Source organism: Gordonia sesuvii (assembly GCF_036350415.1).
In the GTDB taxonomy this organism is placed as follows: domain Bacteria; phylum Actinomycetota; class Actinomycetes; order Mycobacteriales; family Mycobacteriaceae; genus Gordonia; species Gordonia sesuvii.
Genome location: NZ_JAZDUF010000005.1, coordinates 351,226 through 375,105, shown reverse-complemented (window position 1 = coordinate 375,105; position 23,880 = coordinate 351,226). Strand labels below are relative to the sequence as shown.

The window sequence follows — 23,880 nt, the reverse complement described above, 5'->3', positions numbered from 1 at the left end:
GTCATTCCTTCAGAAGTCGATCTCGACGGGCGAGAGGGGTTCGGAGCAGCAGAGCAGGATCTTGCCCTGGGTGATCTCGCGGTTGCGTATGCCGCCTTGGTGATTCATCACCACGTCGCCGGACAGTTTGGTCACCTTGCAGGAGCCGCACAGTCCGACACCGCAGGTCGAGGGCAGGGTGACCCCGGCGGCGGCCGCGGCCGCAAGGATGGTCGTCCCGGGCGCGACGGTGATGCGGCGCGAGCGTCGGGTGAAGTCGACGACGACACCCGCGGGATCGGTGGCGTCGTCGGCGGTCGGCAGGCTGAATCCGAAGCTCTCCTCATGGATGAGCGACAGATCACCACCCGCGGCGAGGAGAGCGCTGCGCACGCCGCTGCGGAACCGTCCGGGACCGCAGAGGAAGACGACGCGCTCACCGAGGTCGGGGCAGACCCGGGCGAGCATCTGCTGATCCACCCGGCCGCGGTGGCCGGTCCACTCGGGCAGTTCGTCGACCGGCATGCGGGTCGCCGCGAACGCGAGGTTCACGTTGGGGTAGCGCTGTGCGAGGTCCTCGAGTTCGTCGCGGAAGGGGATGTCCTCGACCGTCGGGGCGCTGTGCACGAAAACGATGTCGGTGGGCGCCTCGGAATCGGTGATGGTCCGGACCATCGAGATCACCGGGGTGATTCCGCTTCCTGCCGAGATGAACAGGTATTTGTCGGCGGGCCGGGCGTGAAAGCTGAACCGTCCCATCGGGCCCGACGCCCACACCATCATCCCGGGCACCATGTTGTCGTGCAGCCAGTTGGAGACGTGTCCGCCGACGACCCGCTTGACGGAGATCGAGATGGTCCCGGGCCGGGTCGGCGGTGAGGAGATGCTGTAGCAGCGCTGCACCTCCCGGCCGTCGATCTGCAGGGTGAACGCGAGGAATTGTCCGGGCTGGAAAACCAGCGTCAACGACTCGGTGCCGGAACCGGAGCCGGCGGCGTCGAGGGCCGTGTGCGGCAGTACGCGGAAGGTGAAGGTGGTGATGTCGCGGGTGACATCGGCGCGGTCGACGCACACGAGGTGGTGGTCCGTGGCGGTAGCGGTGTCAGTGCGGGCGTCAGGGGCGGTGCCGGCCGATTCCGGCCGTTCCTGCAGGGCCGTCATCACGCGGTCTCGGCGGTGTCGGTGATCAGGGTGGGCGTGATCGGGGCGGCAGGGATCGCGAGATTGTCGCGCAGCGCGGTGATGTACCAGTTGATGAACGCCTCGACCTGGAACTCGGACGGCCCGTACGGGCCGGGGATGTAGGCGGGGCTGCTGATGCCCTGCTGTGCGAGTGCGACCAGATCGGCGTCCTGCTGATTGGTGATGTCCCAGACCGAGGTGAGGCGATCGAGGTCGTAGTCGACACCTTCGACTGCGTCGGCGTGGACCAGCCAGGTGGTCCGGACCAGCGTCTTGTCGGGGCCGATCGGGATGACCGAGAAGAGCAGCGCGTGGTCGCTGGTCACGTGCAGCCACATGTTGGGCTGCATGTGCATCGACAACCGGCCGAGGCGCTTCTCGCCGAAGTCGCCCAACAGCCGGGTGCACGCGACGGTGCCGTCCAGCGTGAACGATTCGCCGGCGAGATCCATCGCCTCGCGCTCGATGTGGAATCCGGTTGTACGCGTGTCGAGTTGCTCGATCCTCGGATAGGGGAGGCCGTGTCGGCCCCAGATCTCGATGAGCTCGGCGGTGGCCTGACGGTATCGGGCGAACACCGGTCGGAGCCGGCTCGGGATGGCCTCGTTGTGGCTGTAACCCCAGGTCGGGAAGAATACGTTGAGCAGTTCGGGGTGCCCGTCGCAGTGGTAGCACTCCCGGTTGTTCTCCATCGCGAGCTTCCAGTTGCCGTCCTCGACGACGTCGGTCTGCTTGGCCACCTTCGCGCCGGCGAGGCCGTGCGGCCGCAGATAGGGCTCGACGATCTCGGCCACCTCGTCGATGTCGGTGGGCGGTTCGGCGGCGAGGCAGATGAAGATCAGGCCCGCGATCGTCCGGACGTGGACGGAACGCAGTGAGTAGCAGGACTTCTGGAAACCGGGCGCCTGGGCGTCGGCGTAGAGGAGTCGGCCGTCCATGCCGTAGGTCCACGAGTGATAGCTGCACACGATGGTGCCGGTCGATCCGCCGGGCTCGGTGACCAACCGCGCGCCACGGTGCCGGCACACGTTGTGGTGGGCGCGGACCCGTCCGGCATCGTCGCGGGTGACGATGACCGACCGGGTGCCGAAAGTGATGGTGACGTAGTCGCCGGGCTCGGCGATCTCGGCCTCGGCTGCCACGAAAAGCCAGCGCTTGGAGAAGATCTCGTCGAGATCGAGATCGAAGAACTCCTGATCGACATAGAAGGGGGCGGGCAGGCTCTGTCCGACCGCGCGGTCACGGATGAACGGTATGAGTCGGGTGGTCATCGTGGAAGCGAATACCAATCTCTGCCAGGGATTTACATGGATCACTCGATGCGGCTCCCTCGCCCCGGTCACCGTCGACCGCGGCAGGGCCCACACAACCCTCGGTGCTTCCGAGTTGCGCAATACGCAACGCTGCGCAGCTCATGCAACAAGTGTGCGGTCTGTCGGGGGCGCTGTCAAGCGCGACGGGCGACCATACTCTTCGGCGATCGGTGCAGGTAGATGACGTGTTCGTTTTGTCGGAATCAACTAGCGATGTCGGCCCCGACGCATGACTCCCCGCCCGGGAGGTGGGCGGGGAGTCGTTCGCGGGGTGCTCGGATTCAGTTGTGTTCACGGGGTCGCCGCGTAGCCACCTCCTCTCGACGGTGGATTCTCGATCACCACTGATCGAAGCCGACGTCCACGTTCGGGTAGTGGCTGCTGATCGTGTTGTTCATCCAGTACTGCTGGGAGTGCGGGCCCCAGATCCCGCTCATCGCGGTGTTGACATTGCCCTTCATGTTCTCGACCTCGTAGTTGGCCGTCGGGCCGAAGGCGCCGATCTTGTACTGCGCGTTGGCTGTCAGGTAGTTCGAGAACGGCGCCACGGCCGTGATCGTCTCGCTGGCCCCGGGGTAGAGGACGCGCTGAGGTGCGTTCACCCACTGGCCGGACTGCCCCGCGGTCGAGCCGATCAGATGCTCGGGCTTGTCGGTGTGGTTGGTGATCGTCATCGCGATGGTCGGCTCGCCGGGGCGGGTGACCGGAAGGGTGCCGGCGTTGGCGACGCCGGTTCCGATCAGGCCGATCCCGACGACGGCGGCGATTCCCACGGTGGCGGCTGTGATGCGGCGGGTGGTGGTGTTCATGAGCGGGTCTCCTGGTTTGGGGCCGGGGCGCTTCTCGTTCCGGCGACACCCATGACTCTGCTCGGGTGGAGGCGATCCCGGACGCCGCCAACCGGACGATCCGCCGGTTGACGTTCCTGTCCACCGATCGGGGGACACGGTCGGGCTGCCGGCGGGCCGGCGCGACTCAGCCCGATGACCCACTCGGCAGAGGGACCTCGGCGATCGCCACCGTCCCGCCCGCCGGATGGCGCCGGATGACGAGTGCGCCACCGTTGCCTTCGAGCCGTACGCGTCGGGAGGCGAGGCCGATGTGTCCCCCGGCGACGCGGCTGCGCAGTTGCTCCTCGTCTACTCCGACGCCGTCGTCGATCACGACGATCCGGGCGCGCCCCTCGTCCACCTCGGCGGTCAGTTGGACGTTCCTCGCTCGTGCGTGTTTGACGACGTTGGTCAGCAATTCCCGGGCCGTCGCGAACAGCGCCGAGTCGACCGCCGTGCGCAGGTCGTCGGGCCAGCCGACGGTGTCGACGGAGATCGCGAAGCCGCCTCGCTGCTCGAACGATTCGGCGAGATCGGTGAGGGCGACGGCGAGTCCCGCCTGTTCCAGCACCGCGGGGTGGAGTTCGCCGAGGGTGGTGCGCAGCAGCCGCGCCGACTCGCGCAATGCCGCGTCGATGCGGGTGACGACCGCGGGATCGGGCGGACCGTCGGCGAGCGAGGCGAGCTCCTGGCGTGCGCCGAGGACATATTGCAGCGCACCATCATGGAGATGTTCGGCGAGATCGCGCCGTTCGCGCTGCTCGATCTGCATCACCTCGTCGAGCAGACGGCTGCGTTCGGCGGCCAGCGAACCGATGGCCACCACGCGCGAACGCTGCAGCCGCGACAGCAACACGGCGCCGAGGGCGAGTGACCCGATCACCAGGGTGCTCAGCACGATGACCGACCACGGCCGTCCGTTGGGGACCCGCGCGATGACGTTCGCCACGAAGTAGACCACCACGGTCGGCACCACCACCGCGGCGCACACGGCCGGTCGCATGCCGATGGCGGCGATCATCGGCACGATCGCGAATCCGACCACCAGAACGTCTGCGGTCCAACTGATCTGATCCGACTGGCTGGCCACCGCGGTGACCGCGACGAGTGCGAGCAGATCGACGGACACGGTGAGCCACGAGAACCGGATGGCGAGCAGGCCACCCCGCGGGGCGAGGACGGCGCCGAGCACGCACCAAGCCACGTAGCCCGCGGCGATCGCGATACAGATCCCCGCCGAATAGACCGGTGGCTCCAGCACCACCGACAGGATGACGAATGCCGACAAAAGGAGTCGCAACAGCTCCTGAATCCGAATGCCCTGCAACGCGTGACCGATCAGGATCGTGTCGATGCGTTGTTCGTCGGCGAGCTCGGCCAGCCCCAACAGGGGTGCCGGGCTACTCGAGGAGGCCACGACGCATCGCCTCGGCGACCGCGGCCGCGCGATCGGAGACACCCAGCTTCTCGTAGAGCCGCTGAGTATGGGTCTTGACCGTCGACGCCCCGATGTACAACTCGGCGGCCAGCTGCGGGATGGAGAGTCCGCGAGCGAACCCGTTCAGCACCTGACGTTCCCGTTCACTGAGGACGGGCGCGTCGGACTGCGACCGCATCCGGATCTCGCCGACGAGGCCTGCGGCCAGCTCTGGTGGCACGACGGTCTCGCCCTTGGCGACCCGGGTCACCGCGCCGACGATCTCGTCCCGTTCGGCGTCCTTGGACAGATAGCCCGAAGCACCCTCTTCCAACGCGCGGAACACGATCGGTCCGTCCGTCACGGCCGACAACAGCAACACCTTGGTCGCCAGGCCGTCGCGGGCGACCGCATGGGCCACATCCACACCCGTCATGCCCGGCATCTGATAGTCGACCACCGCGACGTCGGGCTGCTCGCGTCGGATCACCTCCAATCCGGTTGCACCGTCACCGGCTTCACCGACGACACGCACCCGGCCACTCTGGCTCAGCCCGCGTGACACCCCGTCACGGAAGAAGGGATGGTCGTCGACCACGACCACGGTCACCAGGGGATCCATCGGCTCAGAATATGCTTCGGTGCCCTGCGGACGGGTCATATCGCAGTAGGGTCGGACCATGACGCGGTGGTTCGACGATGCGATCGTGGACACGGGGCGGCTGCCGCTGTTCTTCCTGCTCGTCGCCTTCGTCCTCACGTTTCTGTTCATCCGCATCAGCGTCCGCATGATCCGTGCCGAGGTGAGTTGGTGGCCGGGCAACGTCACCCCGGGCGGCGTCCATGTGCATCACGAGTTCTTCGGCATGATCGCGATGTTGTTGTCGGGGTTCGGCTTCGTGGCATTGGCGAGCTTCGAGACCCCGATCGCCAACTGTGTGTTGGCCGCCGTGTTCGGCATCGGCTGCGCGCTGGTGCTCGACGAGTTCGCGCTCATCCTGCACCTGCGGGACGTCTACTGGGAGGAGGAGGGGCGCACGTCCATCGACGCGGTGTTCGTCGCGATCGCGATCGGACTGCTGTTCCTCCTCGGGTTGCGGCCGATCGGGTTCGCGGAGGTCGACGAGTATCGGGCGACGACGGACGGATCGACCCGCGTCGGGTTGCTGATCTCCCTGGTTCTCGTCGTGTCGCTGGCCGTCATCACCCTGCTCAAGGGCAAGGTGTGGACCGGTCTGCTGGGGATGTTCCTACCGCCGTTGCTGATCGTCGGGGCGTGGCGGGTGGCGCGGCCGCGCTCCCCGTGGGCGCGGTGGCGGTACGGGGAGAAGCCGGGCAAACAACAGAAGTCGCTTGCGCGGGAACGTCGATACCGGGAGCCGGTCGTGCGATGGAAGATCCTGTTCCAGGAGTGGGTGGCCGGCAGATTCGGGGTCCCGGAGCAGCCGGTACGTCCCGCCGCCCCCGCGCCGAGTCTGGCATCGCCGGCGTCGTCGCCGAACCGGATCGTCACCGCGGTCCGCTGGCGTCGGACCAAACGGGACCTGAAGCGGGACCCGCCGTGGCGGCTGCCCATGTTCATGGTCGCGGTGGCGATCGTCGCCGGCCTGATCTCCATCGGGATCGACGATTCGTTCGGATCCCGAGAACTCGACGCCAGTACCACCGCGACGCTGCTCGGTGTGATCGCCGGCGCGATGGCCACGTTGACCGGTCTGGTGTTCACGGCCGTCACGCTGGCGATGCAGTTCGGCGCCTCGCAGATCTCGATCCGCGTCATCCCGATGCTGCAGCAGGACCGGGTGATGCGGGCCTCGGTGGGGCTGTTCCTCGCCACGTTCGCATTCACCGTGATCGTGGCCGTGGACCTCACCACCGTCGCCGACGAGGCGGAGGCCCCGGTGGTCTCCACCGCGATCGCCATCGTGCTCACCCTGGCGAGCGCGTTCCAGTTCATCGTGCTGATCGGCAAGGTCGGCAGCATCCTGAACTCCACCCAGTTGCTGCGCTGGATCGAGTCCGAGGGCCGTTCCGCCGTGCGCCGCCTTTACCCGGATCATCCGAGAGAGGTTGGGCAGCAACAGATCAGCGCCCCGTCGAACGGCGCGGGGAGTCCGCTGACGGACGATCGGTCGCCGGACGATCCGCCGCCGGTGAGCCTCGTGGTGACGCTCCGCGATGCCCCCACCCAGGGGCGGGTGCTGCTCGCGATCAACCTCGGCCGCATCCAGCGCCTAGCGGTGCGCTGGGGCGTCCGGGTCGACCTGCTCGTCGGCGTCGGCGACTACGTCCCGCACAACGCGGGCGTGTTCGAGATCATCGGCGACTCCCGGCAGGTCCGGCCCGCGCCGCTGCTCGGCTGCCTGCTGTTCGGCGACACGCATCGGCCGTCGGTCAGTCCTGCGGCGGCGCTGCAGGCGATCTCCGATGTCGCGTTGAAGGCGCTGTCACCCGCCATCAACGACCCGAGCCGCGCGGTGCAGGCGATCGATCATGCCGGTGACCTGCTGTTGATGCTGGCACCGAGGGTCGCGGCGGAGGAGAAGACCAGCACGCTGACGATGATCAGCGGCTACCGGCGTACCTGGGCCGACTACGTGGGGATCGGGACCGACCAGATTCGCCACTATGGGCACAACTCGATCCAGGTGCAGCGCCGGCTCCGGGCGCTCTACGAGACGTTGGCCGAAGAGTGCGCCGACGACCAGCAGGAACCGTTGCGAGCGCGGATGGAAGCTCTCGACGCGGAGCTCGACGAGGACTGGCACACCGACCTCGATCGGCGGCTCGCCGAGGCGGCCGACCGCCAGGGGTACGGGTCGGAGGCCGGGCGGGTCCGGCACCGGCGTATTCGCATCAACACGTCGACATGAAACGCGTAGCCTCGCGCAGTGCGAGACGCGATTCGGGGATCAACCGGCCGAACATCTGGAAGACATGCCCCTGGCCGGGCCACTCCTGCAGGCGCACATCACCTCCGGCGGTCCGCATCACCCGCGCGATCGCCCGTGCATCGTCCCCCATCACCTCGAGTCCACCCACCTGGATGAGTGTCGGCGGGAGGGCCATCGTGTCGTCGAGCGCGATGCGCATGCGCGGGTGGTCGGGTTCCGCCGTCCCGGTGTAGAGCTGCAGAATCCGTTGGGCGGCAACGGCATCGATGATCGGATCGCGGGCCCCGCGAGCCTGGTTGGCGACCGCCAGATCGAACGTCGGGTCATAGAGCGGGGAGAACATCACCATTGCGCGCGGCTGCCCGACGCCCCGGGCGTGGTTGTCGGCGATCAGGTCGAGCGCCAGATGCCCACCGGCAGAGTCGCCGGCGACCACGATCTGGTCCGGCTGGTAGCCCTGATCGAGCAGCCAATGGTAGCCGCGGATGGCGTCGTCGCCGGCGGTGGGGAATCGGTGTTCGGGCGCGAGTCGGTAGTCGAGGCTGAACGCCGACCATCCCGTCCGTCGGGACAGCCGGGCCACCAGTCCCCGATGCGTCCGCGCCGAACAGACGACGTAACCGCTGCCGTGCAGGTAGTAGATGATCCGGGCGTCATGGGGAGTGGCCGGCTGCGGCGGGCCGCCGTGCGCGCTCACCCATTCACCGCGCACCTGGCCGGCCGGCACCCCGTCGCCCCTGGTCCGGCGGTCGCGCACCGGATCGACGCGGGTCCCGGCGGGCGTCGGAGACAGGGCGACCAGCGACCGGTTGAGCCCCGGCCGCATGGCAGAGATCCGGCGTGGCGACGGTCCGGCTCTGCCCATGCTCGCCACCATCAACGGGTGGGCGACCCGGGCGAGATAAGTGTTGACGGCTCGCGCGCGTACCGAGCCGGGCCCGTCCGGGCGCCACTGCTGATCGGTGGACCGTACACTCACATCACGACGCTAACCCTGTGAGCGTCTCACGTGCGACATTTGCGCTGCATACGCTGCGGAATCATCACAGTTGTGCTATCCGGATTTCGATACCGGGCACCTGCCGTGAGAAAATGGCTGACAATGCTTTCGCGTGAGCAGGGTGGTGCCGGGGCGACCAGTCGATCCCGGGTGCACCGTCAGCAACGGAGCTGACACGGACGCCGCCAGTGGCCGTAGGACCTCCCAGGTCAGCCCAACGATTGCGGGAGGGCCTCACCGGCCGTGGCAGCGTCGGCAAGGACAGACGTCACAGTGTCGCGATCAGACACTCGAGGGTGAATGCGTGCGCAGCGTCGCGCACACAGTGAGGCGAACTTATGAAGCATGCTCCGGGCCCCGTGGGGCTGTATGACCCGGTCAACGAGCACGACTCCTGCGGTGTCGCATTCGTCGTCGACATGCACGGACGTCGCAGCCGCGACATCGTGGACAAGGCCATCACCGCGCTGGTGAACCTCGAACACCGTGGTGCGGCCGGCGCCGAGCCGAACACCGGCGACGGCGCCGGGATCATGATCCAGGTTCCAGACCGCTTCCTGCGTGAGACCGTCGACTTCGAGCTGCCCGAGCCGGGTTCCTACGCCACGGGCATCGCCTTCCTGCCGCAGGGTTCGGAGGACGCACGCGCGGCCACCGAAGGTGTCGAGAAGATCATCGAGGCCGAGGGCCTGACCCTGCTCGGCTGGCGTGAGGTCCCCACCAACGAGAGCTCGCTCGGTGCGCTGGCCCGCGACGCCATGCCGACCTTCCGGCAGGTCTTTCTGGCCGGTGCGGAGGGCATGGACCTCGAGCGCAAGGCGTTCGTGGTGCGCAAGCGCGTCCAGGCCGAGCTCGGCACCAAGGGCGCCGGCGCCGACGGTCCCGGCCGCGAGACCGTGTACTTCCCGAGCCTGTCCGGTCAGACCTTCGTCTACAAGGGCATGCTGACCACCCCGCAGCTGCGCGAGTTCTACCTCGACCTGCAGGATTCGCGGGTGGAGAGCGCGCTCGGACTCGTGCACTCCCGCTTCTCCACCAACACGTTCCCGTCGTGGCCGCTGGCGCATCCGTTCCGCCGCGTCGCCCACAACGGTGAGATCAACACCGTCACCGGCAACGAGAACTGGATGCGGGCCCGTGAGGCGCTGATCGACGCCGCTGCATTCGGCGATTCGGATGTGGCCGACAAGATCTTCCCCACGTGCACCCCGGGTGCGTCGGACACTGCCCGCTTCGACGAGGTGCTCGAACTGCTGCACCTCGGTGGCCGCAGCCTGCCGCATGCGGTGCTGATGATGATCCCCGAGGCGTGGGAACGTCACGAATCGATGAAGCCCGAGCACCGGGCGTTCTACGAGTACCACTCGGCGCTCATGGAGCCCTGGGACGGCCCGGCGTCGGTGTGCTTCACCGACGGCACCGTCGTCGGCGCGGTGCTCGACCGCAACGGCCTGCGCCCCAGCCGCATCTGGGTCACCAAGGACGGCCTCGTCGTGATGGCGTCGGAGGTCGGTGTCCTCGACATCGACCACTCCGACGTGGTGCAGAAGATGCGCCTGCAGCCGGGCCGGATGTTCCTGGTGGACACGGCCGCCGGGCGCATCGTCGACGACGAGGAGATCAAGGACGAACTCGCCGCCGAGCACCCGTATCAGGAGTGGCTCGACCAGGGGCTCGTGCACATCGACGACGTCGAGGCGTTGCCGCACGTGCACATGGCCCACGACCGGGTCACCCTGCGCCAGCAGGTCTTCGGTTACACCACCGAGGAAATGAACCTGCTGGTGGCGCCGATGGCCAAGACCGGCGCCGAGGCGATCGGCTCCATGGGTACCGATACCCCGATCGCGGTGCTGTCGGCCCGGCCGCGGATGCTGTTCGACTACTTCCAGCAGATGTTCGCGCAGGTCACCAACCCGCCGCTGGACGCCATCCGTGAGGAGGTCGTCACCAGCATCGGCGGCACCATCGGCCGCGAGGCCGACCTCCTGCACCCGGGGCCGGAGTCCTGCCGCCAGATCGTGCTGCCCGAACCGGTCCTGGACAACGACACCCTGGCCAAGCTGGTCAACATCGACGAGAACGGTGACCTGCCGGACTTCCGCAGCGCCCACATCCACGGCCTGTACGAGGTGTCCGAGGGCGGCGCCGGCCTGCGGCGCGCGCTCGACGAGATCCGGGCCAAGGTGAGCGCCGCGATCGCCGACGGCGTGTCGATCATCGTGCTCTCCGACCGCGAGTCCGACGAGAAGCTCGCCCCGATCCCGTCGCTGCTGCTCACCTCGGCCGTCCACCATCACCTGGTGCGCGAGCGCAAGCGCACCCGCGTCGGCCTCGTCGTCGAGTCCGGTGACTGCCGTGAGGTGCACCATGTGGCCGCGCTCGTCGGCTTCGGTGCCGCCGCGGTCAACCCGTACATGGCGTTCGAGTCGATCGAGGACATGGTCGAGCGCGGTGCGCTCGGCGACATCGACTTCGCCACGGCCAAGAAGAACTACATCAAGGCCGCCGGCAAGGGTGTGCTGAAGGTGATGTCGAAGATGGGCATCTCCACCCTCGCCTCCTACACCGGCGCGCAGCTGTTCCAGGTCATCGGCCTGTCGCAGGAGACCGTGGACGAGTTCTTCACCGGTCTCAACAGCCAGCTCGGCGGCATCGGTCTCGACGAGATCGCCGACGACGTCGCGACCCGGCACCGTCTGGCGTTCACCGACCGGCCCACCGAGCGCGCGCATCGCGAACTCGAGGTCGGCGGCGAGTATCAGTGGCGCCGCGAGGGCGAGTATCACCTGTTCAACCCGGACACCGTGTTCAAACTGCAGCACTCGACCCGCACCGGCCAGTACAAGGTCTTCAAGGAGTACACCAAGCTCGTCGACGACCAGTCGGCCAAGATGGCGTCGCTGCGCGGTCTGTTCGACTTCAATTTCGGTGACCGCGACCCGATCCCGATCGACAAGGTCGAACCGGCGAGCGAGATCGTCAAGCGGTTCTCCACCGGCGCGATGAGCTTCGGCTCGATCTCCGCCGAGGCCCACGAAACCCTCGCGATCGCCATGAACCGCCTCAAGGGCCGGTCGAATTCCGGTGAGGGCGGCGAGGATCCGCGACGGTTCCACCACGACGAGAACGGTGACTGGCGGCGCAGCGCGATCAAGCAGGTGGCGTCCGGCCGCTTCGGCGTGACGTCGCACTACCTCACCAACTGCACAGACATCCAGATCAAGATGGCGCAGGGCGCCAAGCCCGGCGAGGGCGGTCAGCTCCCGCCGCACAAGGTGTACCCGTGGGTGGCCGAGGTGCGTGGCTCCACGCCGGGCGTCGGGCTCATCTCGCCGCCGCCGCACCACGACATCTACTCGATCGAGGATCTCGCGCAGCTGATCCACGACCTGAAGAACGCCAACCCGCAGGCCCGGATTCACGTGAAACTGGTGTCCGAGGTCGGTGTCGGCACCGTCGCCGCGGGTGTGTCGAAGGCGCACGCCGACGTGGTGCTCATCTCCGGGCACGACGGCGGCACCGGCGCGACTCCGCTGACGTCGATGAAGCATGCCGGCGCCCCCTGGGAGATCGGCCTGGCGGAGACCCAGCAGACGTTGCTGCTCAACGGTCTTCGTGACCGCATCGTCGTCCAGGTCGACGGTCAGCTCAAGACCGGCCGCGACGTCGTGGTGGCCGCGCTGCTCGGCGCCGAGGAATACGGCTTCGCCACCGCACCGCTGGTGGTGTCGGGCTGCATCATGATGCGCGTCTGCCACCTCGACACCTGCCCGGTGGGTGTCGCGACGCAGAATCCGCTGCTGCGCGAACGGTTCACCGGCAAGCCGGAGTTCGTGGAGAACTTCTTCATGTTCATCGCCGAAGAGGTGCGAGAGCTGCTGGCGCGCCTCGGGTTCCGCACCCTGCAGGAGGCGGTCGGCCACGTCGAGGCCCTCGACACGGCGAAGGCCCTGTCGCACTGGGGATCGTCGAAGGCCGGCAAGCTCGACCTCAGCTCGGTGCTCGCGATGCCGGAATCGCCGTTCATGAACCAGGACCTGTACTGCTCGGGTGTCCAGGATCATTCGCTGGACAAGGCACTCGACCAGCAGCTGATCGCGCAGAGTCGGGAGGCCATCGACAGCGGCACCCGGGTGTCGTTCAGCTCGAAGATCACCAACGTGAACCGCACCGTCGGAACGATGCTGGGCCACGAGGTCACCAAGGCCTATGGGGCACACGGCCTGCCGGACGGCACGATCATGATCGACTTCACCGGATCGGCCGGCAACAGCTTCGGCGCATTCGTGCCCAAGGGTGTCACGCTGCGACTCGAGGGCGACGCCAACGACTTCGTCGGCAAGGGACTCTCCGGCGGACGCCTCGTGGTGCGACCCGCCCGCAACGCGCCGGAAGGCTTTGTCGCCGAGGACAACATCATCGCCGGCAACGTCATCGGGTTCGGCGCCACCAGCGGCAAGATCTTCCTGCGCGGTGTGGTCGGCGAGCGGTTCTGCGTCCGCAACTCGGGCGTCACGGCCGTCGTCGAGGGCGTCGGAGACCACGGGTGTGAGTACATGACCGGCGGACGTGTCGTCGTGCTCGGTGACACCGGACGCAACTTCGCGGCCGGCATGTCCGGCGGTATCGCCTACGTGTACGACCCGTTCGGCAAACTCGGCGACAACCTGAACACCGAACTCGTCGACATCGAGGAGCTCGAGGACGAGGACATCGAGTTCCTCGCCGCCATCGTCGACGAGCACCGCGCGGAGACGGATTCCCCCGTCGCGGCAGCGGTACTCGCCGACTGGGACAACACCCGCGGCAAGTTCTCGAAGGTGATGCCGCGTGACTACAAGCGCGTGTTGCTCGCGATCGAGACCGCGGAGCGCAACGGACGAGACGTGAACGAAGCGATCATGGAGGCCGCACGTGGCTGACCCCAGAGGTTTTCTCAAGCACACCGAACGCGAACTGCCGGACCGGCGGCCGGTGGAACTGCGTCTGCTCGACTGGAACGAGGTCTACACCGACTTCGACCACAAGGAGCTGCAGACCCAGGCCAGCCGGTGCATGGACTGCGGAATCCCGTTCTGCCACAACGGCTGCCCACTGGGCAACCTGATCCCGGAGTGGAACGACCTGGTCTACAAGGACCGGTGGTTCGACGGCATCGAGCGCCTCCACGCCACCAACAATTTCCCGGAGTTCACCGGGCGGCTGTGCCCGGCGCCGTGCGAGGCGTCGTGCGTGCTGGGCATCAACCAGCCGGCCGTGACGATCAAGCAGGTCGAGGTCGAGCTGATCGACAACGCCTTCGAGAACGGCTGGGTCACCCCGGTCCTGCCGACCGAGAAGACCGGCAAGTCGGTCGCGGTGGTCGGTTCGGGCCCCGCCGGACTCGCCGCCGCCCAGCAGCTCACCCGCGCGGGACACGACGTCACGCTGTTCGAGCGGGCCGACCGCATCGGCGGGCTGCTGCGCTACGGCATCCCCGAGTTCAAGATGGAGAAGCGCCACATCGACCGCCGCCTCGAGCAGATGGAGGCCGAGGGCACTGTCTTCAAGACCGGCGTGAACGTGGGCGTCGACGTCACCGTCGAGCAGCTGCGTGCCGACTTCGACGCGGTGATCCTCGCGAACGGCTCCACCATCGGCCGCGATCTGCCGATCCCGGGCCGTGAGCTCGACGGCATCCATCAGGCGATGGAGTTCCTGCCGCAGGCCAACCGGGTGCAACTCGGCGACACCGTCGACGGACAGATCACCGCCAAGGGCAAGAAGGTCGTCATCATCGGTGGCGGCGACACCGGCGCCGACTGCCTGGGCACCTCGCTGCGCCAGGGCGCCGAGATCGTGCATCAGTTCGAGATCATGCCGAAGCCGCCGATCGAGCGCGCCGAGTCCACCCCGTGGCCGACCTACCCGCTGATGTATCGGGTGTCGTCGGCGCACGAAGAGGGTGGCGAGCGCGTCTACTCGGTCAGCACCGAGCAGTTCCTCGGCGAGAACGGCAAGGTCACCGGACTCAAGGCCCACGAGGTCATGATGAACGACGGCCGGTTTGAGAAGGTCGAGGGCAGCGAGTTCGAACTCGAGTGCGATCTCGTCCTCTTCGCCATGGGCTTCGTCGGTCCGGAACGTGAGGATCTGCTCGACAAGATGGGCGTCGAGTACGACCAGCGCGGCAACATCAAGCGCGACGACGACTTCGCGGCCACCGGTCAGGACGGCGTCTTCGTCGCCGGCGATGCCGGTCGTGGCCAGTCGCTGATCGTGTGGGCGATCGCCGAGGGCCGGTCGGCCGCCGCAGCGGCCGACGCCTACCTCGCCGGTCGCTCGGACCTCCCCGCGCCGATCGTGCCCACGCAGGTCGCCCAGCGCTGATCCGGACGGCCGACCTGACCGTTCGGACAGGTCGGCCACCCGACTCGCGCGACAGGACTTGCCCGACATCGGTGCAATGTCCCGTCGGCTAGGGCACAGTGGTGCATACAGGTGCCCCCAAGAAGCGGGGGTCCGTCCAGGCGCGAACCTGACAGGATTCCCATGACCACAGCGTCCGCGGAGGACCGGCGCGTCCGTCCCAAGGATCGCAAACAGCGAATTCTTGCGACGGCCGCGGAGTTGTTCCGTACCTCGGGCTACCACAGTGTGTCGATGAGTGACATCGCTGCCGGCGTCGGCATCGTCCCGAGCGCGCTGTATCGCCACTACCGCAACAAGCAAGAACTGCTGGTGGCGGTGTTCGACAACGCGCTGAGCCGGTACGAGGAAACGCTCGCCGACTGCGACGACCCGTTCGAGTGCGTGAGCCGGGTGGTGGGCATCGCCGACGACTCCCAGGCGATGGACCAGCTGTGGAGCCGCGACAGAGGGCATCTCCGCCCAGCCGATCGAGCCCTGTTGCGGCTGCGGATCGTCGGCGTGTCCGAGTCGCTGGAGAAGGCGATCGCCCAGGGTGCAGGCCCCGCCGGCGTCCCTTCGCGCGTCGCTGCGTGGGCGGTGCTGGCCATCGTGAACTGGCCCGGGCACCGGCCGCTACCGGTGCCTGCCGGCGACCGGCAGCGCATGATGCTCACCGCCGTCCGGGCCGTCGTGAACGCATGTCGGGGCGACGGCGAGGAATCCCATCCGTGGCCCGCCAACGGCACGGTCGACGAGAGCAGCCCGGTGCCGACGGAGCCCGCGACCGGCCTTCTCCCCGTCGCACGGCGCGAGGCGTTGCTCAACGCGGCGATCACCATGTTCGCCGTCAACGGGTACGCCAACGTGAGCCTCGACGACATCGGCGAGGTCGTCGGGATAGCCGGGCCCAGCGTCTACAACCACTTCGCCAGCAAGCGCGAACTGCTCGTCTGCGGGGTCAACCGGGCATTCGACGCCATGTGGCTGGAGCTCGGCCGGGTGCTGTCGCAGACCACCGATCCCGCCATCGCGCTCGACATGCTGGTGTCGGGGTACGCGCGGTTCGCGCAGGCCCATTGGGACCTGATCGCAGTGTGCTTGTCGCACACCGTGATGCTCGACCCCGACGAGATGATGGCGCTGGCCCGGACCTACCTCGACTATGTCGGTGAGTGGCGGCGGTTGGTGCAGCTGTGCCGACCGGAACTGCGTGCCGACGAGGCGCAGACCCTCGTGGATCTCACGCTCGCCGTGATGGACGGGGTGGTGCGGGTCGACGGGCTGCGCGGTCCAGAACTCCCCCACCACGCACACCGGTTGGCGAAGGCGGTGCTGCAGGCGCCGCTCGTCACCTGAACTCTCGTCACATCCTGAACTCTGGTCACATGGCGGTCAGTACCCGAGACATCTGCTTCGGAACCGTGTCGGCGAGCCTGCCGAACGCCAACTGCGCGATCGGATCGGCGATCTTCGCGACGCCGTGGAAGTCCACGTGGGCGTGATAGGTGACAACCGCTTCCGACTCGCCGTGGGCGCGGAACGTCATGTCATCGACCGAGGTGGCCGTCTTGTTGCGACCCGTGAACACCAGATGGTCGGGATCGTCGCGCGTCAGCTCGTAGACGAGCGTCGTCGAGATGCCGTACAGCTTCGTCTCGTTGTGCCAGCGTGTGCCCACCGCGATCGGATCGGTGCCGATCTGCTCACAGCGCTGCGTACCCGGGTCCCAGTCCACGGCGTTCGCGAAGTCCCGCATGTAGGCGACGATCTCGTCGCGGGGACGTTGCACGGTGAAGGTTCGGGACACGTCGACCATGACCACTCCTGTCGTCGGCGGGTGTTGCTTGCACGGTGTATTCGGCGACGTCCACCGGTTCGGATGGGTCGGGCAGGAGCTTCTCGCAACACGTTCGTCTCGCAACACGGCCGACCTCGCTACACTCGGGACACGAGACGCAGTCCGGCGGTAGAGGGAGGGCGACGATGCGTCTACGTTCAGTGATCACCGGCGTGATGGCCCTGGTGACGGCGATCGGTACGAGCATGGGTGTCGGGGCGCCGTCGTCGGCCGCGCCGGCCGGATGCCCCGAACTCTACGTACTCGCCATCCCCGGCACCTGGGCCAATGGTCAGAATCCCGGAATACTCGGCGACATCACCGCCGGGCTCGGGGCCGAGACACGCGTCCAGTACGTCGGCTACGACGCGACGGCGTTCCCCTGGGAGAAGGCCGTCTACGGAAAATCCAAGGCGCAGGCGGTCGCCAACACCACCGGGCTGGCGCGCACGATGCTGCGGCGATGCCCGGGCACCCGGATCGCGGTGGTCGGCTACAGCCAGGGCGCCGACGCCGCGGGCGACTTCGCATCGGAGGTCGGCACGGGACGTGCCGCGATCCGACCGGGTCAGATCGCCGGTGTCGTCCTCCTCTCGGACCCGCGCCGGTCGCAGCGCGACAATCTCGTGGGGCCGCCGCTTCGCTGGGAGGGCAGCGGTGGTCCGCGCCTCGACGGCATGGGCTGGGTGTTGCCCCGCGCCTTCACGATCTGCGAACCCTCCGACCTGTATTGCAATGTGCCGCAGGACTACTTCATCACCCGCATCGTCGGGTACCTCGCCGAGACCAGCGATCCCACGCCGTCACAGATCGGCCAGTATCAGGCCGAGGCGGGCGCGATCATCAGCGAGCTGCTCACGCTCGGGGGTCCGGGAAAGATCGTCGAGGAGCTGTCCAACGCCCGCGCCCGCGAGCAGATCATCTCGTTCAACCGCTTCCTGCAGTCGGGCGCTCACGCCAACTACGCCACGTTTGCGGTCCAGCCGGGCGTCACCGCGGTGGGGTGGGCGCACAGGTTTCTCGCCGGGCTCGCCTGATCCGCGACCGCAATCCGCGACCCCGCTGAGATCGCTTGCATCCGTGCACTATTCGACATCACTGATGCACCGGCATCCGAAACCGGGCATTCACCCCATATAACTCAGACGTAACAATCCGGCGATAGCTTCCCCTCTGTGTGCGTCTCCCGTACACAAGAACGTCATCGGAACGTAGGGGTGGGTTCACCGAACACGCCTGCTGCGGTCGAGTTCGCGGCGTTCTGTTCGGCCGGAGATCGGGGGTATCCGGCCATGACCAGTGTCGGATGTTCGCGTGTTCTTTGCTGCGCGCCAAGGGAAGTAGAGATCAGAGAATGAAGTTGAACGACTCCGTCCCGGGCGGGGGTGACGCGGCCGGTGACGGACACACGGTGTCGCGACGCCGGTCCGGGACTCGTTGGGTCCGGTTGGGTGTTCCGACGGTGCTGTCGGTGGTGGCCCTCGCGTTGAGTGCGTGTGGCAGTTCGGCAACCGACGAGGCGGCCACCAGTGCCGAGTCCTGTGTGGACACCTCCGGCGACACGATCAAGGTCGGGTCGCTCAACTCGCTGTCGGGCACCATGGCGATCTCCGAGGTCACCGTGCGCGACTCCATCGCGCTCGCCGTGGAGGAGATCAACGCCGCGGGCGGCGTGATGGGTAAGCAGATCGAGGTCGTCGGCGAAGACGGCGCCTCCGAGCCCACCGTGTTCGCGGAGAAAGCCGAGAAGCTGATCAGCGCCGACTGTGTCGCAGCGGTTTTCGGTGGCTGGACGTCGTCGAGCCGTAAGGCGATGCTGCCGGTCTTCGAGGACAACGACGCCCTCCTGTACTACCCGGTGCAGTACGAGGGTCTCGAGTCGTCGGAGAACATCTTCTACACCGGCGCCACCACCAATCAGCAGATCGTCCCGGCGCTGGATTACCTGAAGGAACAGGGCGTCACGTCGCTGTACCTGGTCGGCAGCGACTACGTGTTCCCGCAGACCGCCAACCGCATCATCAAGGCGTACGCCGAGGCGAACGGGATGGAGATCAAGGGCGAGGACTACACACCGCTCGGGTCGACCGACTTCTCCACCATCGTCAACAAGGTGCGGACCGCGGACGCGGACGCCGTGTTCAACACGCTCAACGGCGATTCCAACGTCGCGTTCTTCCGTGAGTACCGCAACGTCGGCCTGACCGCGCAGGACATGCCGGTCATCTCCGTCTCCATCGCGGAAGAGGAAGTCGGCGGTATCGGTGTCGGCAACATCGAAGGCCAGCTGACCGCCTGGGACTACTACCAGACGATCGACACCCCGGTGAACAACGAGTTCGTGGCGGCGTACAAGGCCCGCTACGGCGCCAACAAGCCGACGTCGGACCCGATGGAGGCCGCCTACGTGTCGGTCTACCTGTGGAAGAACACCGTCGAGAAGGCCGAATCGTTCGCGGTGCCGGACGTACAGGAAGCCGCCGGCGGCGTCACCTTCGACGCACCGGAGGGACTGGTCACCATCGACGGCGACAACAACCACATCACCAAGACCGCCCGGATCGGCGAGATCCGTTCGGACGGACTGATCTACACGGTGTGGGACTCGGGTGAGCCGATCGAGCCCGACCCGTACCTCGAGGGCTACGACTGGGCCGAAGGGCTGAGCGGCTGACCTGCTGAGCTGCTGAGGTGTTGACCTGCTGAGGATCTCCGAGGTGCCCGACCCGCCCGCCACGCTCCGGCGTGACGGGCGGGTCCGGGCCCGTCGGCGAGTTCGCAACAACAAGAATCGAGATCTGTCGTGGAAACCCTGATCGGGCAGACGTTCACCGGACTCAGTCTGGGATCGATCCTGCTGCTCGCAGCGCTGGGGCTGTCGCTGACCTTCGGTCAGATGGGCGTCATCAACATGGCGCACGGTTCGTTCATCATGGCCGGGTCCTACACCGCCTACACGGTGCAGCAGTACCTCGTCTCCAATGCCGATGTGTCCCTGCTCGTCTCGCTTTTCGTCGGCTTCGTGGTCGGCGGACTGATGGGGGTCCTGCTCGAGGTCACGCTGATCCGCCGGATGTATCACCGCCCGTTGGACACGCTGCTGGTGACGTTCGGCGTCGGCCTGATCCTGCAGCAGGCGGCCCGGGACATCTTCGGCGCGCCCGCGGTCCGCGTGATCGCGCCGGGGTGGCTCGACGGCGGTGTCGAGATCCTCGGCGCCGTGGTCCCCAAGACGCGGATCTTCATCATGGTGCTCGCGGTGATCTGCGTGATCGCGATCGCCGCGACGATGAAGTACACGTCGATGGGCCGGCGAATCCGGGCTGTGGTCCAGCATCGCGATCTGGCCGAGACGAGCGGCATCTCGAGTCGGCAGACCGACATCACCACCTTCTTCATCGGGTCCGGGCTCGCGGGTGTCGCCGGTGTCGCTCTCACCTTGATCGGCTCGACGAGCCCGAACACCGGGATGGCTTACCTGATCGACGCATTCCTCGTGGTCGTCATCGGCGGTCTCGGTCAGATCAAGGGCGCGGTGATCGCGGCCGTGGCGCTCGGCCTGCTCAACTCGTTCATCGAGTACTCCACCACCGCATCGGTGGCGAAAGTGATCGTGTTCGTGCTCATCGTGATCTTCCTGCAGATCCGTCCGCAGGGGCTGTTCACGGTCCAGTCGAGGAGCCTGGTGTGAGAGACTACTTCGCCAACAGTTGGAAAACCTACGCGGGCTTCGGAATTGCCGCGATCATGCTCTTCGCGGTGGCACCCGCGGTCCTGTCCGACTTCCGGTTGAGCCTGCTCGGCAAGTTCCTGTGCTTCGGCATCGTCGCGGTGGGCATCGGATTGGCCTGGGGCCGTGGCGGAATGCTCACCCTGGGACAAGGGGTGTTCTTCGGACTCGGCGCCTACATCATGGCGATGCACCTGAAGATCGCCGACGCCGAACTGCGCGGCGACGACGTGCCCGACTTCATGCAGATCGCCGGCATCCGGGAACTGCCCGCCTACTGGCAGCCGTTCGCGTCCCCGGTGGTCACGATCCTCGGTATCGTCCTGATCCCCACGTTCGTCGCGGTGTTGCTCGGACTCGGCGTGTTCAAACGCAAGGTGAAAGGCGCCTACTTCGCCATCCTGTCCCAGGCACTGGCCGCCGCCTTCGCGATCCTGCTGGTGGGACAACAGACGATCGGCGGCAGCAACGGGCTCAACCGGTTCCGCAGCTTCTTCGGGTTGGCACTCAATGATCCCGTCAACCGGCGACTGCTGTTCTTCATCGCCGCCGCCACCCTGCTGGTGGTCGTGGCCATCACGCGGCAGCTGATGTACAGCCGCTACGGCGAACTTCTGGTGGCGGTGCGCGACCAGGAGGAGCGCGTCCGGTTCCTCGGCTACGACCCGGCCAACGTGAAGCTGGTGGCCTACGCCGTCGCGGCACTGTTCGCGAGCATCGCCGGAGCGTTGTTCGTGCCGATCGTCGGCATCATCTCGCCGGCCGACGTGGGGATCGTCCCGTCGATCGCGTTCCTGATCGGAGTCGCGATCGGTGGCCGGACCACGCTGCTGGGTCCGGTGCTGGGCGCGATCGCCGTCGCCTGGGCGCAGACCAGTCTCTCGGAGAACTTCCCGTCCGGATGGGTGTACGCGCAGGGCATCTTGTTCATCGTCGTGGTCGGCTTCTTCCCGGCCGGACTCGCCGGGCTCGGGGCGCTGCTGCGACGGCGACGACGCCCGCCCGCCGATCCCGACTCCACCCGGACGACCGACGTCGCGGTCGCGACCACGTCGACAGGAGTGTCGTCATGACCCAGGTGCAATCGCCCGCCGCCGGCAAGGCGGGAATGTCGAGCGACTATCTGGAGGTGCGCGGGCTGTCGGTGGAGTTCGACGGCTTCAAGGCGGTCTCCGACGTCGACCTCACCCTGCTGCAGGGTGATCTCCGCTTCCTCATCGGACCCAACGGCGCGGGCAAGACGACCATCATCGACGCCATTACCGGCCTGGTGCCCGCCACCGGCTCGGTGCAGAAGTCGGGTACCGAACTCCTCGGCAAGAAGGTGCACCAGATCGCCCGGCAAGGCGTCGGCCGGACGTTCCAGACCGCCAGTGTGTTCGAGGAACTCACCGTGCTGCAGAACCTCGACATCGCGGCCGGGGCCGGGCGCTCGATGTGGACGATGCTGCGTCGCCGTCCCGCCGCCGTCCCCGAGGCCATCGAGGAGGCGCTGGAGACCATCGGCCTCGCGGACCTGCGCGACCGGCCGGCCGGGGTGCTGGCGCACGGCCAGAAGCAGTGGCTCGAGATCGGCATGTTGCTGGTACAGGACGCGTCGGTGCTGCTGCTGGACGAACCGGTGGCCGGGATGAGCCACGAGGAACGCGAGGAGACCGGTGCGCTGCTGCGGCGGATCGGTGCCGCACGAACGGTCGTCGTCGTCGAACACGACATGGACTTCATGCGGTCCTACGCCACGTCGGTGACGGTGCTGGCGCGGGGGAAGGTCCTGGCCGAGGGCACGGTCGCCGAGGTGCAGGCGAACCCGAAGGTCCAAGAGGTGTACCTGGGCACGACGGCCGCCGCCGATATGGACCACGAGACGGCAGGGTCTGCGGACCCGGCGCGAGACGGGGAGTGACGCGATGCTGGAGATGGCAGGCGTGCATGCCGGGTACGGACGCACCGAGGTGGTGCACGGGGTGGACCTCGAGGTGCCGGCCGACGGCGTGGCCGCGGTGATGGGACACAACGGCGCAGGCAAGACCACCCTGCTCCGAGCCGCCGTCGGGCTGGTGAAGACGACGAAGGGAACCATCACCTTCGACGGTGTCGACATCACCGGGATGCGCCCGAGCGCGCGCGTCAAACGCGGCCTCGCCTACGTGCCGCAAGGGCAACAGAGCTTCGGCCACCTGACGACCGCGGAGAACCTCCAGGTCGTCGCGGACGGCCGGAAACGAGGCAAGGCGCTGATCGACGAGATGCTCGACCTCTTCCCGGCGCTGAAAGACCTGCTCGACCGTCGCGCCGGTCTGCTGTCGGGCGGCCAGCGGCAGCAGCTGGCGATCGCTCGGGCGCTGATCACCGAGCCACGGATGCTGATTCTCGACGAGCCGACCGAGGGCATCCAGCCGTCGGTGGTCGCCGAGATCGAGAACACGATCACCGAACTGACCTCGCGCGGCGGTCTCGGAGTGCTCCTGGTGGAGCAGCACATCGGTTTCGCGCTGCAGGCCGCCCAGCGCTACTACGTTCTCGAAAGTGGCCGTATCACGTCATCCGGTGAGGGCGGCGACGCCGCCGAGGCGCAGGTGCGGGAGGCCATGACAATCTGAGCCGTCGATCTGAGCCGACCGATATGAGCAGGATCTGAACTGACCTGAATATTGCAGACGATCACAAATTGCGGCCTGTCGCTACCGAATCCGTAACGATCGCGATGAGATCATCGATGTACACACATGACTGGCACTACCTGGTCGTAGTCGTCGAGTCGGCCGAGTGTGGCGCAGACAACGTCTGTTGAACGCGCTATATCGCTTGGTGCCGAATCGGCGGACCGACTACAGTAAGCCAAAGATCGAGTCCGAGGTAGCAATTCAGGGAAGTGATTGGTCATGAGGTTGTCCAATACGTCCTCCGGTCCACGCCGTAACTCGATGCTGAGTTCGATCACCGTGCGCTTCGGTCGAGCGCGACCCGCGCGGATGTTCCCTGCCGAGGCGGAACGCCTCGTGACGCCCGCCGAATTGCGGCGGCTGCAGGCCTGAAGGAAATCCTCGCTCACTCGGTGACGACCCGAGCGGCCTGACCGCCGATCTCCACCACGTCTCCCGACACCAGCTGCCGCCCACGCCGCGTCTCCACGTCGCCGTTGACGGAGACCAGGCCGTCGGCGATCACGCTCTTGGCCTCGGCGCCCGAGTCGATGAGATTCGCCAGCTTCAGGAACTGACCCAGCCGGATCGAGTCGTCACGGATGGGGACATCCTCGATTCCTGTGCCGTTCATTGCTCACATCTTGCCCAACCATCGCCGAT

The 23,880-nt window shown here is 67.1% G+C and carries 19 protein-coding genes; 11 read left to right on the top strand and 8 right to left on the bottom strand.

Going from position 1 to position 23,880, the window contains the following annotated elements; genetic code table 11:
- Positions 1-9 precede the first annotated feature (9 nt).
- The 5 genes from VZC37_RS18470 to VZC37_RS18450 form a co-directional block, all read right to left on the bottom strand.
- Complete coding sequence (locus tag VZC37_RS18470; RefSeq protein ID WP_431309445.1) at positions 10-1,020, bottom strand: FAD-binding oxidoreductase; 1,011 nt, start codon at positions 1,018-1,020, stop codon at positions 10-12.
- Between the two features lie 119 nt (positions 1,021-1,139).
- On the bottom strand, positions 1,140-2,432 hold the full coding sequence (locus VZC37_RS18465) for an aromatic ring-hydroxylating oxygenase subunit alpha (protein ID WP_330434405.1): 1,293 nt from the start codon (positions 2,430-2,432) through the stop codon (positions 1,140-1,142).
- A 380-nt stretch (positions 2,433-2,812) separates the two neighbouring features.
- Positions 2,813-3,283: a hypothetical protein gene (locus VZC37_RS18460; RefSeq protein ID WP_330434403.1), complete on the bottom strand. Its 471-nt coding sequence runs from the start codon at positions 3,281-3,283 to the stop codon at positions 2,813-2,815.
- A 166-nt stretch (positions 3,284-3,449) separates the two neighbouring features.
- Complete coding sequence (locus VZC37_RS18455) at positions 3,450-4,721, bottom strand: sensor histidine kinase (RefSeq protein ID WP_330434401.1); 1,272 nt, start codon at positions 4,719-4,721, stop codon at positions 3,450-3,452.
- Positions 4,705-5,343: a response regulator transcription factor gene (locus VZC37_RS18450; RefSeq protein WP_330434399.1), complete on the bottom strand. Its 639-nt coding sequence runs from the start codon at positions 5,341-5,343 to the stop codon at positions 4,705-4,707. Before VZC37_RS18450 ends, VZC37_RS18455 begins: the two co-directional genes overlap by 17 nt.
- 58 nt (positions 5,344-5,401) lie before the next feature.
- Here VZC37_RS18450 and VZC37_RS18445 point away from each other — a divergent pair, with 58 nt between their 5' ends.
- Complete coding sequence (locus tag VZC37_RS18445) at positions 5,402-7,594, top strand: DUF2254 domain-containing protein (protein ID WP_330434396.1); 2,193 nt, start codon at positions 5,402-5,404, stop codon at positions 7,592-7,594.
- On the opposite strand, the gene VZC37_RS18440 is transcribed toward VZC37_RS18445, so the two are convergent.
- Positions 7,578-8,594 carry an alpha/beta hydrolase gene (locus tag VZC37_RS18440; protein ID WP_330434394.1) on the bottom strand — a complete coding sequence of 339 codons (1,017 nt, stop codon included), beginning with the start codon at positions 8,592-8,594 and terminating at the stop codon, positions 7,578-7,580. The genes VZC37_RS18445 and VZC37_RS18440 overlap by 17 nt on opposite strands.
- A 359-nt stretch (positions 8,595-8,953) precedes the next feature.
- Here VZC37_RS18440 and gltB point away from each other — a divergent pair, with 359 nt between their 5' ends.
- From gltB to VZC37_RS18425, 3 genes are all read left to right on the top strand, one after another.
- Positions 8,954-13,540, top strand: coding sequence for a glutamate synthase large subunit (gene gltB / locus VZC37_RS18435; protein ID WP_330434392.1), 4,587 nt, complete (start codon positions 8,954-8,956; stop codon positions 13,538-13,540).
- Positions 13,533-14,987 (top strand): glutamate synthase subunit beta, encoded by a 1,455-nt coding sequence (locus VZC37_RS18430; RefSeq protein WP_330434391.1) that lies wholly within the window; start codon positions 13,533-13,535, stop codon positions 14,985-14,987. The genes gltB and VZC37_RS18430 overlap by 8 nt, the downstream gene beginning before the upstream one ends.
- Positions 14,988-15,149: 162 nt before the next feature.
- Positions 15,150-16,364: a TetR/AcrR family transcriptional regulator gene (locus VZC37_RS18425; RefSeq protein ID WP_330434388.1), complete on the top strand. Its 1,215-nt coding sequence runs from the start codon at positions 15,150-15,152 to the stop codon at positions 16,362-16,364.
- A gap of 25 nt (positions 16,365-16,389) precedes the next feature.
- Here VZC37_RS18425 and VZC37_RS18420 read toward each other — a convergent pair whose 3' ends face one another.
- Complete coding sequence (locus tag VZC37_RS18420) at positions 16,390-16,824, bottom strand: SRPBCC family protein (RefSeq protein WP_330434386.1); 435 nt, start codon at positions 16,822-16,824, stop codon at positions 16,390-16,392.
- Between the two features lie 197 nt (positions 16,825-17,021).
- Here VZC37_RS18420 and VZC37_RS18415 point away from each other — a divergent pair, with 197 nt between their 5' ends.
- The 7 genes from VZC37_RS18415 (at position 17,022) to VZC37_RS18385 (ending at position 23,610) form a co-directional block, all read left to right on the top strand.
- The gene (locus tag VZC37_RS18415; RefSeq protein ID WP_431309444.1) at positions 17,022-17,882 is read left to right on the top strand and encodes a cutinase family protein; all 861 of its coding nucleotides are present in this window, start codon (positions 17,022-17,024) and stop codon (positions 17,880-17,882) included.
- 317 nt (positions 17,883-18,199) lie between these two features.
- Positions 18,200-19,519 (top strand): urea ABC transporter substrate-binding protein, encoded by a 1,320-nt coding sequence (gene urtA / locus VZC37_RS18410; RefSeq protein ID WP_330434384.1) that lies wholly within the window; start codon positions 18,200-18,202, stop codon positions 19,517-19,519.
- 129 nt (positions 19,520-19,648) lie between these two features.
- Positions 19,649-20,536, top strand: a complete 888-nt coding sequence (urtB, locus tag VZC37_RS18405) for an urea ABC transporter permease subunit UrtB (protein WP_330434383.1) — start codon at positions 19,649-19,651, stop codon at positions 20,534-20,536.
- Positions 20,533-21,648 carry an urea ABC transporter permease subunit UrtC gene (gene urtC / locus VZC37_RS18400; RefSeq protein ID WP_330434382.1) on the top strand — a complete coding sequence of 372 codons (1,116 nt, stop codon included), beginning with the start codon at positions 20,533-20,535 and terminating at the stop codon, positions 21,646-21,648. The genes urtB and urtC overlap by 4 nt, the downstream gene beginning before the upstream one ends.
- Positions 21,645-22,478, top strand: a complete 834-nt coding sequence (gene urtD / locus VZC37_RS18395) for an urea ABC transporter ATP-binding protein UrtD (protein WP_330434380.1) — start codon at positions 21,645-21,647, stop codon at positions 22,476-22,478. Before urtC ends, urtD begins: the two co-directional genes overlap by 4 nt.
- Before the next feature lie 4 nt (positions 22,479-22,482).
- Positions 22,483-23,175, top strand: a complete 693-nt coding sequence (urtE, locus tag VZC37_RS18390) for an urea ABC transporter ATP-binding subunit UrtE (RefSeq protein WP_330434378.1) — start codon at positions 22,483-22,485, stop codon at positions 23,173-23,175.
- 282 nt (positions 23,176-23,457) lie between these two features.
- Complete coding sequence (locus VZC37_RS18385; protein WP_330434376.1) at positions 23,458-23,610, top strand: hypothetical protein; 153 nt, start codon at positions 23,458-23,460, stop codon at positions 23,608-23,610.
- A 13-nt stretch (positions 23,611-23,623) separates the two neighbouring features.
- On the opposite strand, the gene VZC37_RS18380 is transcribed toward VZC37_RS18385, so the two are convergent.
- Positions 23,624-23,851 carry an RNA-binding S4 domain-containing protein gene (locus VZC37_RS18380; RefSeq protein WP_330434374.1) on the bottom strand — a complete coding sequence of 76 codons (228 nt, stop codon included), beginning with the start codon at positions 23,849-23,851 and terminating at the stop codon, positions 23,624-23,626.
- Positions 23,852-23,880: the final 29 nt, after the last annotated feature.